The following is a 13,232-nucleotide window of genomic DNA, read 5'->3' as shown; positions in this document are numbered from 1 at the left end:
TTCAGAGGTCAAGTTTGTACCTAATACTAAGATTTGGGGACAAAATACCAATGTGACACTTGGCCCAGATGCTGATGCAAAAAGTTTTGCAGGTTTTGAACTCGGTTTATTCAATAATACTGGACGTGATGGTGCTGGATATGGCTATGACGTCTGGAGTGGAGGTACAAATCAAGTCAGTGCAGCATTTCAGGCGCGCGGGAAATATCAGACGGGATTATATCTTTACGACTCATGCAGTACTGGAACATATGTGAGCAATCCCGTTAATGTTGGCCATATCGTTGTTGGAGGCTCCTATGGTTTTATTTCGCATGATCAGAATGTCGGCTTCTTGAGTCGCGGTGCAGGCCAATATTCATTTGCTCATACGACGATTGATGGAACATTTATAACTGCAGTCAATAAAGCTGGGGCTTGGGAAGGTTTAAGGTATTCGTATAAATTCTTCAATAGTGCACAAACAATCGATCAGGAAGCTGTAGTTGTTCTCGTTACTCCATCAACGGATCTTATGCTACTCAATTTGCCTGGTGCCAGTTCGAATGCATACAGGACGCTTTTTATTCGCAATCTATCATCCCAAAACAATGTCAAGCTCATCGGAGTTTTTGAAGATGGAATAGTGAACATGATTCTAAAACCCAAAACAACTGTACATCTTTTTTGTGATGCAACGTATTGGTATCCGATGTCAGAGTTTTCATCAATAGCCTCAAGCTCCTAATTTATTTGTAACATCCCCTCTTACAAAACCCCACGCTTAAATCGTGGGGTTTTAAACTAAGCATCAATATGCATATCAGTTAAGTTGTAAATTTACTTTTAACAACTGCAACTCAATGAAATTGATCAAACAATTTGTAAGCCTGTGATCTGAAAACTAACCAGATTACAGACTATTTGTATTAAGGCATTTTTACAACTGCCAAAACTTAACTAAATAACAAAGCTATGCAAGCCTGTTTGTTGAAATAAAACCTCAATAAACAGGCTTTTTTATGGCAGATTCATACCACCACGGACTGCGTGTCGTTGAAATCAACGAAGGTACACGTCCGATCCGAACCATTGCCACTGCTGTTCAAGGACTCATTGCTACTGCAGAAGATGCAGATGCAACCGTTTTCCCATTGAATACGCCAGTGCTCATTACCAACACCCAAGCTGCAGTTGCAAAAGCCGGTACCAACGGCACTCTAAAAACAGCACTGCAAGCCATGGCCAACCAAGCCAATTCAATCTGCGTCGTGGTACGTGTTGCAGCTGCTGAAGATGAAGCAGCACAAACAGCAAACGTCATTGGTACCGTAGATGCCACTGGTAAATATACCGGTGCAAAAGCATTGCTATTAGCGAAAGCAAAACTAGGCGTACAGCCACGCATCATTGGTGCACCAGGTTTAGATACTCAAGCCGTTGCCACTGAACTTGCAACCATTGCACAAAAACTTCGTGCCTTTGCCTATGTCTATGCTTGGGGATGCAAAACCAAAGAAGAAGTCGTTGCCTATCGTGATGCGTTTGCAGCGCGTGAACTCATGGTGATTTGGCCAAACTTCGTGGCATTCAATGTCGATACAGCACAAACCGAAACTGTACCTGCAGTTGCAGTTGCGATGGGCTTACGTGCCAAGATCGACAACGAAATCGGTTGGCATAAAACCCTATCAAACGTAGCGGTGAACGGTGTAACTGGTATCGATGCTGATGTGACTTGGGACCTTCAAGACCCTGCAACCGATGCTGGCTATCTCAACAGCAACGAAATCACCACACTGATTCAGCATGACGGCTTCCGTTTCTGGGGCTCACGTACCTGTTCAGATGACCCACTCTTTGCTTTTGAAAACTACACACGTACAGCACAGATCATGGCTGACACGATTGCAGAAGCACACATGTGGGCCATTGATAAACCAATGCACGGTTCATTGGTCAACGATATGTTGGAAGGCATCAAAGCCAAACAACGTGAATGGACACGCCTAGGCTATCTGATGGGTGGCGATGCCTGGTATGACCCAGAGCTGAACTCAAAAGACACGCTCAAAGCCGGCAAATTGTATATCGACTATGACTATACCCCAGTGCCACCGCTTGAAGACCTCACCTTCCGTCAGCGTATTACAGACAGCTATTTGGCTGACTTCGCTTCAACGATCACTGCATAGGAGTTGATGCATGAGCCTTCCTCTTAAACTCAAAAATATGAACCTATTTAACGAAGGTGAAAGTTATCTAGGGCAAATCAAAACGGTCGTATTGCCGAAGCTCACACGCAAAATGGAAGACTATCGCGGTGGCGGTATGAATGCTCCATTAAAAATTGATATGGGCATGGGCGATGATGGTCTTGTACTTGAATCGACTTTTGGTGGTTTAGACCTGCTGACATTGCGTCAATTCGGTCTTGAAAAAGTTGACGGTGTTTATATGCGTTTTGCTGGTGCTTATCAACGTGATGACACAGGCGAAGTCGATGCAGTGGAAGTCGTGGTTCGTGGTCGTCATGAAGAAATCGATGGCGGTGACTCTGAACCAGGTGAAGACACTGAACACAAAGTCGTGACCAACTGTGCTTATTACAAACTCACAGTCAACGGCAAAGTTGAAATCGAAATTGACGTGCTTGGCTTCAAAGAAGTTGTAGATGGCAAAGACCGTCTCGCAGCACAACGTAAAGCAATCGGATTATAAGTTTTCCTACCCTTGCATGAACAACGTTTTGTGCAAGGTTTTTTTAATTTGTCTCTTTTAGGAATGCGACATGAATACTCAAGATCAAGAATTAAATCAGCAACTGATTCAAAACCCGAACCAAGAAACTGTTCAGCTTGAGCAACCAATTCAATTTGGTGGCAATACCATTACTGAAATCACCATCCGCAAACCAAATGTCAAAGCATTAAGTGGTGTCAGTTTACAAGCCATCTATCAGCACGACGTAAACGCATTAATCAAAGTTTTACCACGTGTCACCACACCTGCATTAACACCACAGCAAGTGCTTGAACTAGATCCAGTTGACTTTGCTCAACTTGGAGGTCACTTGGTCACTTTTTTGTACCCGAAGGATCTGCAGAAAGCGATCAAAGAGGAACAACAATAAAACTGGTCGATGAGGTAGATGAAGCAATTGCAAACATTGCCTGCATATTCCACTGGCCACCGAGCGCATACGATGACATGGACATAATCGAATTAAGCAAATGGCATCACCTTGCGCTAAAACGTCACCAAACCAACGTGTAATCGAGTCCACCAATGTCAAAACTAAAATTAGAAGTCCTATTCAATGCTACAGACAAAGTATCTGGACCCATTAAAACCATCATTGGTGGCTCAAAATCGATGGCAGATGCCTTAAAGAAAACCAATTCAGAATTGAAAGGTTTTGAAGCAACCCAAAGAAAAATTGATAGTTTTCACCAACTTCAAAAAAAGTTAGATGATGCAAGTGACAAATTAGCCAAATACAGAAATGAACATAAACTATTAAAAGAACAGTCAAAACTAGGTGAACTAACAGAAGAACAAACCAAAAAGCTGTTTAATTTAGAACAAGGAATCCGCAGACTAAAATCAGTTCAAAAAGGTACTGCAGACGAAATGTCGGGATTAACTAGAGAACTATATGCTTCTAGCATACAAATGCATAATTTGGCTGAAAGTGAATCAGATCTTAAAAATAAGATTCATTTAACCACCATGGAACTGAATAAACAAAAAGAAGCCCTAAGTAAACACGAAACTGCTCAAAAGAATTATGAAAAAATGCAGGCCCGTATGACAAAGGCGAATGAATTAGCTCAGAAAGGATTAATTATTGCTGGAGCTGGTGCTGCTGCATTAGCAGTACCAGTTAAAATTTCTATAGATTTTGAATCAGCGATGGCAGATGTAGCCAAAGTTGTGGACGGCCTAAAAGACGAAACAGGCAAAGTAACACCAGCTTATAAAGTAATGTCAGATCAGATTATTGAAATGACTACACGCTTGCCAATGGCTGCCAAAGATATTGCAACCATTGTTGCTGCAGGTGCTCAGTCTGGTATAGCTAAAAATGAACTACTTGGCTTTGCCGAATCTGCCGTGAAAATGGGGGTAGCGTTTGACATCACCGCAGATCAGGCAGGTCAAAGCATGGCTGAAATGCGAGCAGCATTTAAGTTGACACAACCTCAAGTGATTGCATTGGCTGACCAAATTAACTATTTGGGTAATACCTCGCCAAACAAGGCTGACAAGATCATGGAAGTCGTTCAGCGTATTGGTGCTTTAGGTGAAGTCGGTGGTTTTGCATCCAGCAGTATTGCTGCTATGGCTGCTTCTCTAACAGCTGTTGAACCTGATGTGGCTGCTACTGGTATCAAAAATATTATCCTGGCATTAACCAAAGGAGAGTCAGCAACCAAAGGACAAATTGCAGCATTTGATGAACTTGGCCTGAAATCAGGTGAAGTTGCAAAGAACATGCAAAAAGATGCTGAAGGCACGATTGCAGTCGTACTACAAGCAATTAAGAAATTACCAAAAGAAAAGCAAGTATCTATTACAAATGAACTATTTGGATCAGAAGCCTTACCAGTTGTTATGCAGTATTCACAAGGCCTAGACACTCTTACAAAGAATTTGAATGCTGTTTCAGATTCAAAGAAATATGCTGGATCTATGGAAGCTGAATATGCTGCTCGAGCTGCGACAACAGCCAATAACATTAAATTGGCACAACAAGCGATGGCAGCCTTAGGCATCACGATTGGTAATGTTTTATTACCAGGCATTAATTCAATGCTGGGTAGTTTTAATGGTGTTATGGGTTCAGTTCAAAAATGGTCACAGGCGAATCCTGGTCTTTCATCAGGATTAGTCAAAATAGCTGTAGGTGCTATAGCCATTGTCGGTGGATTGTCTGCCCTATCCATTGGCTTAATTGCAGTCTTTGGTCCAATGATGTTGGTTGGTCGCGCATTTGGTGTTGTCGCATTAGCTGCTAAAGGTATGAGCATGGCGTTACTGACCAACCCAATTACATGGATTGTCCTTGCCATTGCTGGTGCTGCCCTGCTGATTTATAAAAACTGGGCCCCGATCTCAGCATTCTTTGTCGGTATTTGGAATACCATCAAAACGGCATTCAATGGTGGCATTAAAGGCATTTCAGCACTGATCATTAATTGGAGTCCAATCGGGCTGTTCTATTCAGCATTTGCAAAAGTACTGTCATGGTTTGGTGTGGATCTTCCAGCGAAGTTTACCGGCTTTGGTGCCATGATCTTAGAAGGGCTCAAGAACGGTATTTTATCCAAAGTCAATGCCGTCAAAGATGCCATCACAGGTGCTGTCAGTGGCGTGATTGATAAAGCCAAGGGCATTCTAGGTATTCATTCCCCTTCACGTGTATTCATGGGTATTGGTGGCTATACCATGCAAGGTATGGCCAACGGTATTGCATCCGCCAATAACCTACCTATTGCAGCTACAACAACAGCGACTCAAGGTGTGGTAGATACTGCTGTTAAAACCAAACCTGTTAAACCTATTTCAATAGGTAATGGCTCTGCAAAGTCATTTGTCAGCAATGACACCATCAACATCACCATTCAAGCCAAAGAAGGCTCATTTGTAAAAGGTTCAGCTGAAGCATTACGTCATGAATTACGTCGTGTTGCGCAAGAAGAACAGAATGCAAAACGTAAATTTTTAACCGACACGGAGTAATGACACATGATGATGGCGCTAGGTATGTTCGTGTTTTCTTTACAAACTGCTTCATATCAAGAATTAAAACGTGTCACCAACTGGCGACATCCATCCAATAGCCGTGTTGGTGCTGCACCAGCATATCAATTTATTGGTAAAGGTGAAGATACGATCACCTTGCAGGGTGTGATCTACCACGAAATTACTGGCAGCAGAAATACCCTAGACATAGTTCGTCAAATGGGAGATACCGGCAAAGCCTATACCCTCATTGAAGGCACAGGCAAGATTTATGGCTTAGTCATCATTAATGATCTTGAAGAAGGCAAAACCTTTTTCTTCAAAGATGGTGCAGCACGTAAAACAGAATTCACAATCAAACTGACAATTGTTCGAGACTGGCAGCCTAGTATTTTAGGATCCATAGTCGGTATGGGTGTTGGTGCATTAAGTAGGATCTTGTAATGCTGAATCAAATTTCAAATATTGCAAATAATGCTATGAATGAATATGACAAATTGACGGAATACCCTACACCCATATTTCGTGTTGAAGTTGATGGTGTAGACATATCACCACAAATGGCCACACGTTTAATGTCACTCAACATCAAGGACAATCGTGGTCTCGTCGTTGACACAGTTGATATAGAACTAGATGATTCAGATGGGTTACTCAATATTCCACCCAAAGGTGCCATTATTCAGGTGTGGTTAGGCTGGTCCAATACTGGTTTATTTGATAAAGGCAAATACAAAGTCGATTCCACATCCCATCGTGGCACACCTGATGTACTTAGTATTTCTGCAATGGCCAATGATGTATCAGAAGGTTTAAAACAAAAGCGTGAACGCAGCTGGAGCGATAAGACTATTCAAGAAATATTTGAAAAAGTGGGTGCTGAATACGAATTGAAAGTCATCGTTCATGAAAAATTCGCATCGAAAATGATCAAATATATTGCCCAAAATGAATCTGATGCTAATTTGATTACACGTATTGCAGATGAAAATGATGCGATCGCAACTGTTAAAAATGGGCATTTAATTTTATTACCACGCGGTGCAAGTCAAACCGTTTCAGGTTTAGCACTACCACGGGTACAGATTACCAGGAACAAGGGTGATCAACATAACTATACCAATGGTACAGGTACGGATAACATCACTGGTGTTAAGGCGTATTACTACACTGAAAACAAAGCCAAGAAATTACATGTAGTAGTCGGTGACAATGATGATAATACGAAAGAGATCCGTTATGTGCATCGTGATAAAACCACTGCCGAACTAGCTGCAAATGCTGAATACAATCGTTGCAAACGTAGTGCTCAAAAATTGACTTATAGCTTGGCTGAAGGCGATCCAACTTTAATCCCTGAGCAGGAATTCGAGTTTTCTGGCCTAAAACCTGAAATTGATGACATTGTATGGCTAGGAACAAACGTCACCCATACATTAAATGACAATGGATTCACCACATCAATTGAATTGGAAGTACAACTTCCAGATGCTGATGATTTATCAACATTGTTTGAAGGCAAAGAAGAAAAAACTGAAGAACAAATAGAACAGGCAAAAAATAAGAAGCGTACTGGAAAGAATTATGCCAACTATACTGGAGTTATTGCTTACTACAGCGAAGGTGGAAAATCATTAAAACTAACCTCAGGCGACCAAAGCAAACCATTAAAACTAACCCATGTGTATAAATCTAAAAAAGCTGCAAATAATGCTGTAAAACGAGAGCAAGAAAAAATAGATAAATTTAAATAATAAGCAAAAAAAATCCTAACTCGGGGTAAAGTCAGGATAAAGAGGTTTTATTTAAAATAATCATTTTTAGCAATATATTCAACATAAATCATCATATATAGTGATTTTGTGATAAATTTGTTATGTATTCTTTAACATGAGAAAACAAATTTATGTCTAAACCAGGACGAACAATAAGTAATAGATGTCCACATTGCAATGAATCTATGTGGATCAGATCCAGTGAACAAGTAGACCCTCTTTTAAAACGGCTTTATGGACAATGTACTAATGTTCATTGTGGCTTTACAGCTCAAGGATTTCTTACTTGGGATACAGAGCTTTCACCATCATCAAATCCAAATCCTGAAATTAATCTCCCAAAATCCCCAGCTAAAGTAGCTAAGCAGGTATCACGTGTCTAAGAAATTTGATATCGCACAACAAAATCAATTGGATCAAGTTCAAGTGATTCCAAATGACTACAGCAGCCCTTCACTTACTGAATGTGAGGAATGCGGTAATGACATCCCTGTAGAACGTCAACGTTACGGTTCCATAACACTTTGTGTTGAATGTAAAAACACACAAGAAAAACTTGCAAAAAGGTACTTTTAAATGACAAATTTTCCAATTTTTCTCATCGTTCTTTTTGTATTATTCCTAATAGTCTTATGGTTAATTCTAGACTTCCATTTCATTCGTTTAAAGAAGCTTTCTCAGCTCACAGTCGTGATTGCTGGTCCAATTTCTTTAGATGAAAAATTAGAGCTAGAAAAATTAATCAATGAGCATAACTCTAAAATTGAACTGGTGGATCCATGTGGCTATACCCAACCCTTATCGGAATCATGATTGGGATTATTATTTCTATTACATTATTCCTTTACTACTTTGCTTAAAAAAAGCCCCACGGGGCTTTTATGATACAGGTACTAAATACTCTGAAAAAAAAGTACTGATGTATAAATTGCTAAAGCAACACAGACAATAACTGAAATACTAATATTGGTTAAAATTTTATTATATCGCTGATCTATTTCACTTTTAATCTTGTTTATTTGAGATTCTTCTTCTTCAAACTTTGATTTTAGTGCGTCAAAAACTTGAGAGTATTCAGAATTCATTTGAGTGACTGTGCTACGTTGTCCTAAAATATTTAGTATCATTATCAACACCATACAAAGAACAGTCATTAATACAATGAAATTCTTAGTAAAAAGATAATTACTAGGTTCACCTATCACTTTCATTTGGGCAGTTGCAAACCAAATTCCAGCAGGAATGGCAAACATTTTTGTTGCTACTGAGTCAAAGGTATCATTTAGCTTTTTAATATATTCTGTTTTCTTTTCATTATACTCTTTACGCACCTTATCAAAGGTATAATCCTCTACATAACTTTGATAACTATGATTAATATTCGTAATCAAAGGATTGATATTTCTAATCAGATAACTAAATCTAAAATCTTCGGTTTGATCTTTGACAAAAGCCGCTACTTCTTTACACATAAGATTAATAATTGCTTCTCTGTGCATGTCCTGATGTTTAAATTTATCTATGCTTTTCGTATCTATTGGATAATTTAGGTCTTCTTCACAAGCTCTAATTTTGAATTTATAACTACGATTATAAAAAATAGAATCTGTATCAGCATTAGACTCCACTGATAAAAACTTTATAAATTTATATAGCTCACCAATTGCAAGGTAATTTTTATATTTAGGATCAGATGAACCGGAATCAAAATAAATTGAATTTTCGGTCATAAAAATATTCTTGATAGTTTTTTTAATATAATGATCGTATTTAAGAACAGTATTCCAGTTATTACAAACAATAAAATCATGTCCGAAATTTATATTTGTTTTGTTTAATTTAACTTCAAAAACATATTCGGGATTAAAATGTTTATCTTGAATTCGATCAAGAATTACACCAGAAGTCCCCAATTTACCATTAACTTTGACATTTAAACTTCCATCAGCTAATGAGTAATGATTTAAAGTTTTTAAGTGAGCTAGTTTTGTAGAGTCAAGTTCCATCCAACTTACAAATTGGTCACGACTTTCCTGTCTATCGGGCATAGACAGAAAGATGTCACGATAAATTTGTGCTGGATTCATGGTCATATCTATTCATCTTGATCGTTTTTAGGTGATGCAGCTCTAAGCTCCGCAATTAAGCTTTCGGATAGCAATGAACCATCGATTTTAAGTATATCATTTTCAAAATTAATTTTATTGTGCAGTAGCTCTCTTGAAAACGTAATTGAAAGGTCTTTTCGCTTACTACTTAATTTCATAAAGGTTCTTAATTCTGTAGTATTAATCTTAATTATGCCTGATAAGTTATGCCCATCACTGGCAAACTCAAAAAATGCATCACTGGCTGCTGGAAAAACACGTTTAGAAATATTTTCCAAAACAACATCATCACCCTTTTTTATACACTCATTGATATATTCATAAGCTGCTGATAAATACTGATCAACCTCTTCTTGAGAAAGTTTTAGCTTCTCGCTAGCGAATTTGTCAATTGCTTCTCTCAGTTTTTTAGTTTCTTCAGCAGCAGCCTTTTTATCAACTTCACAGCCAATAAATTTTTGGAAGTATTCTGTCACTTCTTCCGACTGACCACTTTTAAAGCGAATATATCGCTCCGCAAATTCATCTCTCCATTCTGTAATGTTAATTGTTGCACCCAAATGTAACTTATCTAAATCCAAAATTTCCTTGGCAATAAAATCAAGATTGGGATCGATATCAGTTGCATTCGATTTATTAATGACAGCAACAGCTAATTTGGTATGTTCATCGCCTTTAAACTCAAAAAAAACAAGAAAGCCACCAGTAATAGTTTTATTACTAACAAGAAAAGTTTTAAAAAACTCGGCAAGTTCTCTAGTCATTTCAACAAAGTCTAAACATTTTTCACCTGAATAGAAATTTTCTAATCCTTGTTCAAATGCAGGTTTCTTTTCTGCATCTGACCCTATAGAAAATTGTCCAACCATTAAACTAGAACTAGAAAAAAGCTTTAATAATTGTGCTGCTAACTCACCACTTAATGAACTTAAATCATTCTCTGTATCTTTAATCTTGGCAATTAACGTTTCTGTACTTTTTTTATCTTCTTTAACCCGTCTAATCTCATGAACAATAATATGCTGGATTGCCATTCACCAAACCCTTTTCTTGAAAATTATTCTTAAATATTAAAGAGCAATAGTAACTAAGTTGCCTTTATATCACAATAAAAAATCTCCTAAAAAATACTTCACATATACCGCATATCCTTTTGGTAATTCTTCTACAATTACAGAGTTCTTAACCAAGAACTCAACATAACAACATTCCCAAGTTTTCATTTCTTACCCCTTTAAATTCTTAATAGCTTCCGTACTCGCCTTGACCATCTCAGTGGTACTCTTCATCTGATCAGCAATTAAGTTGCTCATATCTTTATGTGTAGTTCCATCAATTTCACGACCAAAATACTTTAGCGCAAGCTCTTTACGCACACTTGCGGCTTCTTCAGTGGGAATACTTTCCATAAAACTTGGATATGCCTGTAGTTCAACTTGAGTCTGATAGTTTTGATCGGCCAATCGTTGATAGTGTGATGATTGTTTTAAAAAATAGCTAATTAGAGTAATACCCACCAGCAATGTGGAAACTTTAATTGCCCAAAATTCATAGTTTGATAAGTAAGTTGTTACTAAATAACTTTTTAAAAAAAGTAGTAAAATAGAAACAACTAAAATTATTCCTATTGAAAAATAAAAATATTTTCTATAAATCTTCTCTAAACCCTGATATTTTGTAACAGCATTATCATAAATATTTTCCGTTTTAGCATTATCTGCAATATTCCTTAATCTTCTAAAACTTACTAACTCATCATTCACTCGAGCCATTAAATCTTCTAAGTAAGGTGGCAATGTCTTATTTACCGCCTCATACAACTGATTAAATTGTTTAGCGACATCCATTAAAGATTCAATACTAAATTTAACTCTAGTAAGCAAAACTCTTTGATTTGGCTCATAAGGAATTTTTGTTTTAATAGAGCTTATATAAGGAACTCCGGACTTATTATTTTTATTTACATTTATATATGATACTGCAGCTTTATCTTTTTGTTTATACAATGCATTAAGATCATCATTTAAATAATTAGTATGCGACACAAGTAGCTTAAAAAAATTTTTAGTATTACTACTTAATTCTTCTTTCAAAAGCAAAACTTCTACAGTTTCTAGTCTATTCAAAATTACTTCTTTCTCATTAGATGAGAAAAATTCAGTATCCCAAATGGGATGGTTAATTAGATTTGAAATATTTTTAATTACTTTATCACGCTCATTTATAAGACCAAACAGTTCTTTCGTATGTTCAGATACAGCTTTATTAATAAAAGTTTCACTCACACCAATCCCCTTCAAAAAACAAATTATTATAAAGTCTTGACGCTTCAATAGTATCTAAGATACTCTAATTTCACCACAGCAAAATCTGTGGTCAGGCGTAGGAACCTGAAATATTTTTCAAACAGACGCAAAAAGTCCGTCTATGGGCTATTTTTTTGCGTAAAATTCAGCTTTGCTGCTCTTTGGCAGGCTGGACAGGGCAGCTGTATGGCTGGCCGTTACTGTTTGGACGGTATTCCTACCCCTGTTCAGTCTGTCACCATTACCGTAGGAAGTTTTGGTGTCAGGTTTACAACTTGCCAAACAGGAATCAGCAAATGAAAACATTTACTGCTACGCATTCACACGCTCAAAATAACCTAAAAGAACACTCCCCGATCAAGGACTTGGCTGCATACCAACAACGCCGGCGTCAACTCAAACGTAAAAAATTACTGAAGAACATCTTTGACACCGCCATTTTTATCAGTGTCGCTGGGTTAAGTTTCTCAACATTATTTTGGGGGGCTTAAACATGATGACATTAGCGCAGTTAGATAATGCTGTGTTTATCCAAGATCAGCAGGTCAAAACAGATAGCCTCAAGGTTTCAGAGATTTTTGGGAAGCAACATAAGGACGTTTTACGCAAACTCGAAAACCTAGATTGTTCATCTGATTTCAACGAGCGCAATTTTACGCTCGTTGAATATAAAGATGCCAAAGGCGAAAACCGTCCAATGTTTGAAATGACCAAAGATGGTTTTATTTTCTTGGTCATGGGCTTTACTGGAGCTGCTGCTGCCAAGATCAAAGAAGCCTACATCAACACCTTTAACCAAATGCTGGCGATTTTATATAACGATGAGGAAACTCGTCAGCAGATCCATGAGGGTGCAATAGTTCAGTTAAAATCTGGTGGGCCACTTTACACAGTTAGTCAGATCTTTTATGACCAAAATGGCTATATGAAAAATGCAGAAGTCATTTGGCACAATAAAACCAACCTTTGCCGCGAGATCCTACCGATAAATTGCTTAACCATAGAATCCAAGAATTTGATACAAAACAAAATGCTTGAGGACTTTTGGGTATCAGTCCAAAACTATGGCATGGATAAACTCAACCATAGCCGTAATCAAAATATTATGGCTCTAAATCTCATGCAAATTTATCAATCTATGGAAGGGCTGCCACCTCGAAATCAACTGTCATCAATACTGATGCATAGTTGCAGCCCTTTCCCTGTCTACATGCAGCACAACCATCCAGTGCATAGCAATATCACGAAGAAAACCGTGAAATGCTGGATATTTGATACACGACCTAAGCTTCCTCATTTGATTGGTACAAGCTAAG

The 13,232-nt window shown here is 37.9% G+C and carries 16 protein-coding genes; 13 read left to right on the top strand and 3 right to left on the bottom strand.

All coding sequences use genetic code 11. From position 1 onward, the window contains the following. From MKL32_RS11880 to MKL32_RS11830, 11 genes are all read left to right on the top strand, one after another. On the top strand, window positions 1-727 hold a 727-nt coding region (locus MKL32_RS11880), incomplete at its 5' end, for a hypothetical protein (protein WP_270900585.1). A gap of 274 nt (window positions 728-1,001) precedes the next feature. After that, window positions 1,002-2,174 carry a phage tail sheath protein gene (locus MKL32_RS11875; RefSeq protein ID WP_270900584.1) on the top strand — a complete coding sequence of 391 codons (1,173 nt, stop codon included), beginning with the start codon at window positions 1,002-1,004 and terminating at the stop codon, window positions 2,172-2,174. Between the two features lie 10 nt (window positions 2,175-2,184). Beyond that, the gene (locus tag MKL32_RS11870) at window positions 2,185-2,700 is read left to right on the top strand and encodes a phage major tail tube protein (RefSeq protein WP_270900583.1); all 516 of its coding nucleotides are present in this window, start codon (window positions 2,185-2,187) and stop codon (window positions 2,698-2,700) included. A 70-nt stretch (window positions 2,701-2,770) separates the two neighbouring features. Beyond that, entirely contained in the window at window positions 2,771-3,112 is a 342-nt protein-coding gene (locus MKL32_RS11865; RefSeq protein WP_179989995.1) for a phage tail assembly protein, read from the top strand. Continuing rightward, the gene (locus tag MKL32_RS11860; protein ID WP_428855561.1) at window positions 3,109-3,255 is read left to right on the top strand and encodes a GpE family phage tail protein; all 147 of its coding nucleotides are present in this window, start codon (window positions 3,109-3,111) and stop codon (window positions 3,253-3,255) included. The genes MKL32_RS11865 and MKL32_RS11860 overlap by 4 nt, the downstream gene beginning before the upstream one ends. A 12-nt stretch (window positions 3,256-3,267) precedes the next feature. Further along, a complete protein-coding gene (locus MKL32_RS11855; protein ID WP_270900582.1) occupies window positions 3,268-5,724 on the top strand; it encodes a phage tail tape measure protein in 2,457 nt (818 codons plus the stop codon). A gap of 6 nt (window positions 5,725-5,730) precedes the next feature. Continuing rightward, a complete protein-coding gene (locus tag MKL32_RS11850) occupies window positions 5,731-6,171 on the top strand; it encodes a phage tail protein (protein ID WP_270900581.1) in 441 nt (146 codons plus the stop codon). Next, window positions 6,171-7,481, top strand: a complete 1,311-nt coding sequence (locus tag MKL32_RS11845; RefSeq protein ID WP_270900580.1) for a contractile injection system protein, VgrG/Pvc8 family — start codon at window positions 6,171-6,173, stop codon at window positions 7,479-7,481. Before MKL32_RS11850 ends, MKL32_RS11845 begins: the two co-directional genes overlap by 1 nt. Window positions 7,482-7,633: 152 nt before the next feature. Beyond that, complete coding sequence (locus MKL32_RS11840; RefSeq protein ID WP_270900579.1) at window positions 7,634-7,885, top strand: ogr/Delta-like zinc finger family protein; 252 nt, start codon at window positions 7,634-7,636, stop codon at window positions 7,883-7,885. Next, window positions 7,878-8,078 carry a TraR/DksA C4-type zinc finger protein gene (locus MKL32_RS11835; protein ID WP_270900578.1) on the top strand — a complete coding sequence of 67 codons (201 nt, stop codon included), beginning with the start codon at window positions 7,878-7,880 and terminating at the stop codon, window positions 8,076-8,078. Before MKL32_RS11840 ends, MKL32_RS11835 begins: the two co-directional genes overlap by 8 nt. Then, window positions 8,079-8,315, top strand: coding sequence for a hypothetical protein (locus MKL32_RS11830; protein WP_151839278.1), 237 nt, complete (start codon window positions 8,079-8,081; stop codon window positions 8,313-8,315). It abuts the gene before it with no gap. Between the two features lie 80 nt (window positions 8,316-8,395). Here MKL32_RS11830 and MKL32_RS11825 read toward each other — a convergent pair whose 3' ends face one another. The 3 genes from MKL32_RS11825 to MKL32_RS11815 all read right to left on the bottom strand — a co-directional run bounded on the left by MKL32_RS11825 (window position 8,396) and on the right by MKL32_RS11815 (window position 11,895). Continuing rightward, window positions 8,396-9,595, bottom strand: coding sequence for a hypothetical protein (locus MKL32_RS11825; RefSeq protein ID WP_333724624.1), 1,200 nt, complete (start codon window positions 9,593-9,595; stop codon window positions 8,396-8,398). A 2-nt stretch (window positions 9,596-9,597) separates the two neighbouring features. Beyond that, complete coding sequence (locus MKL32_RS11820; RefSeq protein ID WP_270900576.1) at window positions 9,598-10,644, bottom strand: nucleoid-associated protein; 1,047 nt, start codon at window positions 10,642-10,644, stop codon at window positions 9,598-9,600. A 192-nt stretch (window positions 10,645-10,836) separates the two neighbouring features. After that, window positions 10,837-11,895 carry a hypothetical protein gene (locus MKL32_RS11815; RefSeq protein WP_270900575.1) on the bottom strand — a complete coding sequence of 353 codons (1,059 nt, stop codon included), beginning with the start codon at window positions 11,893-11,895 and terminating at the stop codon, window positions 10,837-10,839. A 317-nt stretch (window positions 11,896-12,212) separates the two neighbouring features. Here MKL32_RS11815 and MKL32_RS11810 point away from each other — a divergent pair, with 317 nt between their 5' ends. Then, window positions 12,213-12,407, top strand: a complete 195-nt coding sequence (locus MKL32_RS11810) for a hypothetical protein (RefSeq protein WP_270900574.1) — start codon at window positions 12,213-12,215, stop codon at window positions 12,405-12,407. A gap of 2 nt (window positions 12,408-12,409) precedes the next feature. Continuing rightward, entirely contained in the window at window positions 12,410-13,231 is an 822-nt protein-coding gene (locus MKL32_RS11805; RefSeq protein ID WP_270900573.1) for a Rha family transcriptional regulator, read from the top strand. Window position 13,232: the final 1 nt, after the last annotated feature.

This window comes from Acinetobacter sp. AOR34_HL, assembly GCF_027854795.1.
GTDB lineage: Bacteria > Pseudomonadota > Gammaproteobacteria > Pseudomonadales > Moraxellaceae > Acinetobacter > Acinetobacter junii.
This window is presented reverse-complemented; position numbering and strand designations above follow the sequence as displayed.

Bases quoted from the DNA above. Each gene is read 5' to 3' on its own strand.
- MKL32_RS11830 (WP_151839278.1), top strand. From the start codon at position 8,079: ATGACAAATTTTCCAATTTTTCTCATCGTTCTTTTTGTATTATTCCTA.
- MKL32_RS11865 (WP_179989995.1), top strand. From the start codon at position 2,771: ATGAATACTCAAGATCAAGAATTAAATCAGCAACTGATTCAAAACCCG.
- MKL32_RS11840 (WP_270900579.1), top strand. From the start codon at position 7,634: ATGTCTAAACCAGGACGAACAATAAGTAATAGATGTCCACATTGCAAT.
- MKL32_RS11825 (WP_333724624.1), bottom strand. From the start codon at position 9,595: ATGACCATGAATCCAGCACAAATTTATCGTGACATCTTTCTGTCTATG.
- MKL32_RS11845 (WP_270900580.1), top strand. From the start codon at position 6,171: ATGCTGAATCAAATTTCAAATATTGCAAATAATGCTATGAATGAATAT.
- MKL32_RS11810 (WP_270900574.1), top strand. From the start codon at position 12,213: ATGAAAACATTTACTGCTACGCATTCACACGCTCAAAATAACCTAAAA.
- MKL32_RS11820 (WP_270900576.1), bottom strand. From the start codon at position 10,644: ATGGCAATCCAGCATATTATTGTTCATGAGATTAGACGGGTTAAAGAA.
- MKL32_RS11870 (WP_270900583.1), top strand. From the start codon at position 2,185: ATGAGCCTTCCTCTTAAACTCAAAAATATGAACCTATTTAACGAAGGT.
- MKL32_RS11850 (WP_270900581.1), top strand. From the start codon at position 5,731: ATGATGATGGCGCTAGGTATGTTCGTGTTTTCTTTACAAACTGCTTCA.
- MKL32_RS11855 (WP_270900582.1), top strand. From the start codon at position 3,268: ATGTCAAAACTAAAATTAGAAGTCCTATTCAATGCTACAGACAAAGTA.
- MKL32_RS11805 (WP_270900573.1), top strand. From the start codon at position 12,410: ATGATGACATTAGCGCAGTTAGATAATGCTGTGTTTATCCAAGATCAG.
- MKL32_RS11875 (WP_270900584.1), top strand. From the start codon at position 1,002: ATGGCAGATTCATACCACCACGGACTGCGTGTCGTTGAAATCAACGAA.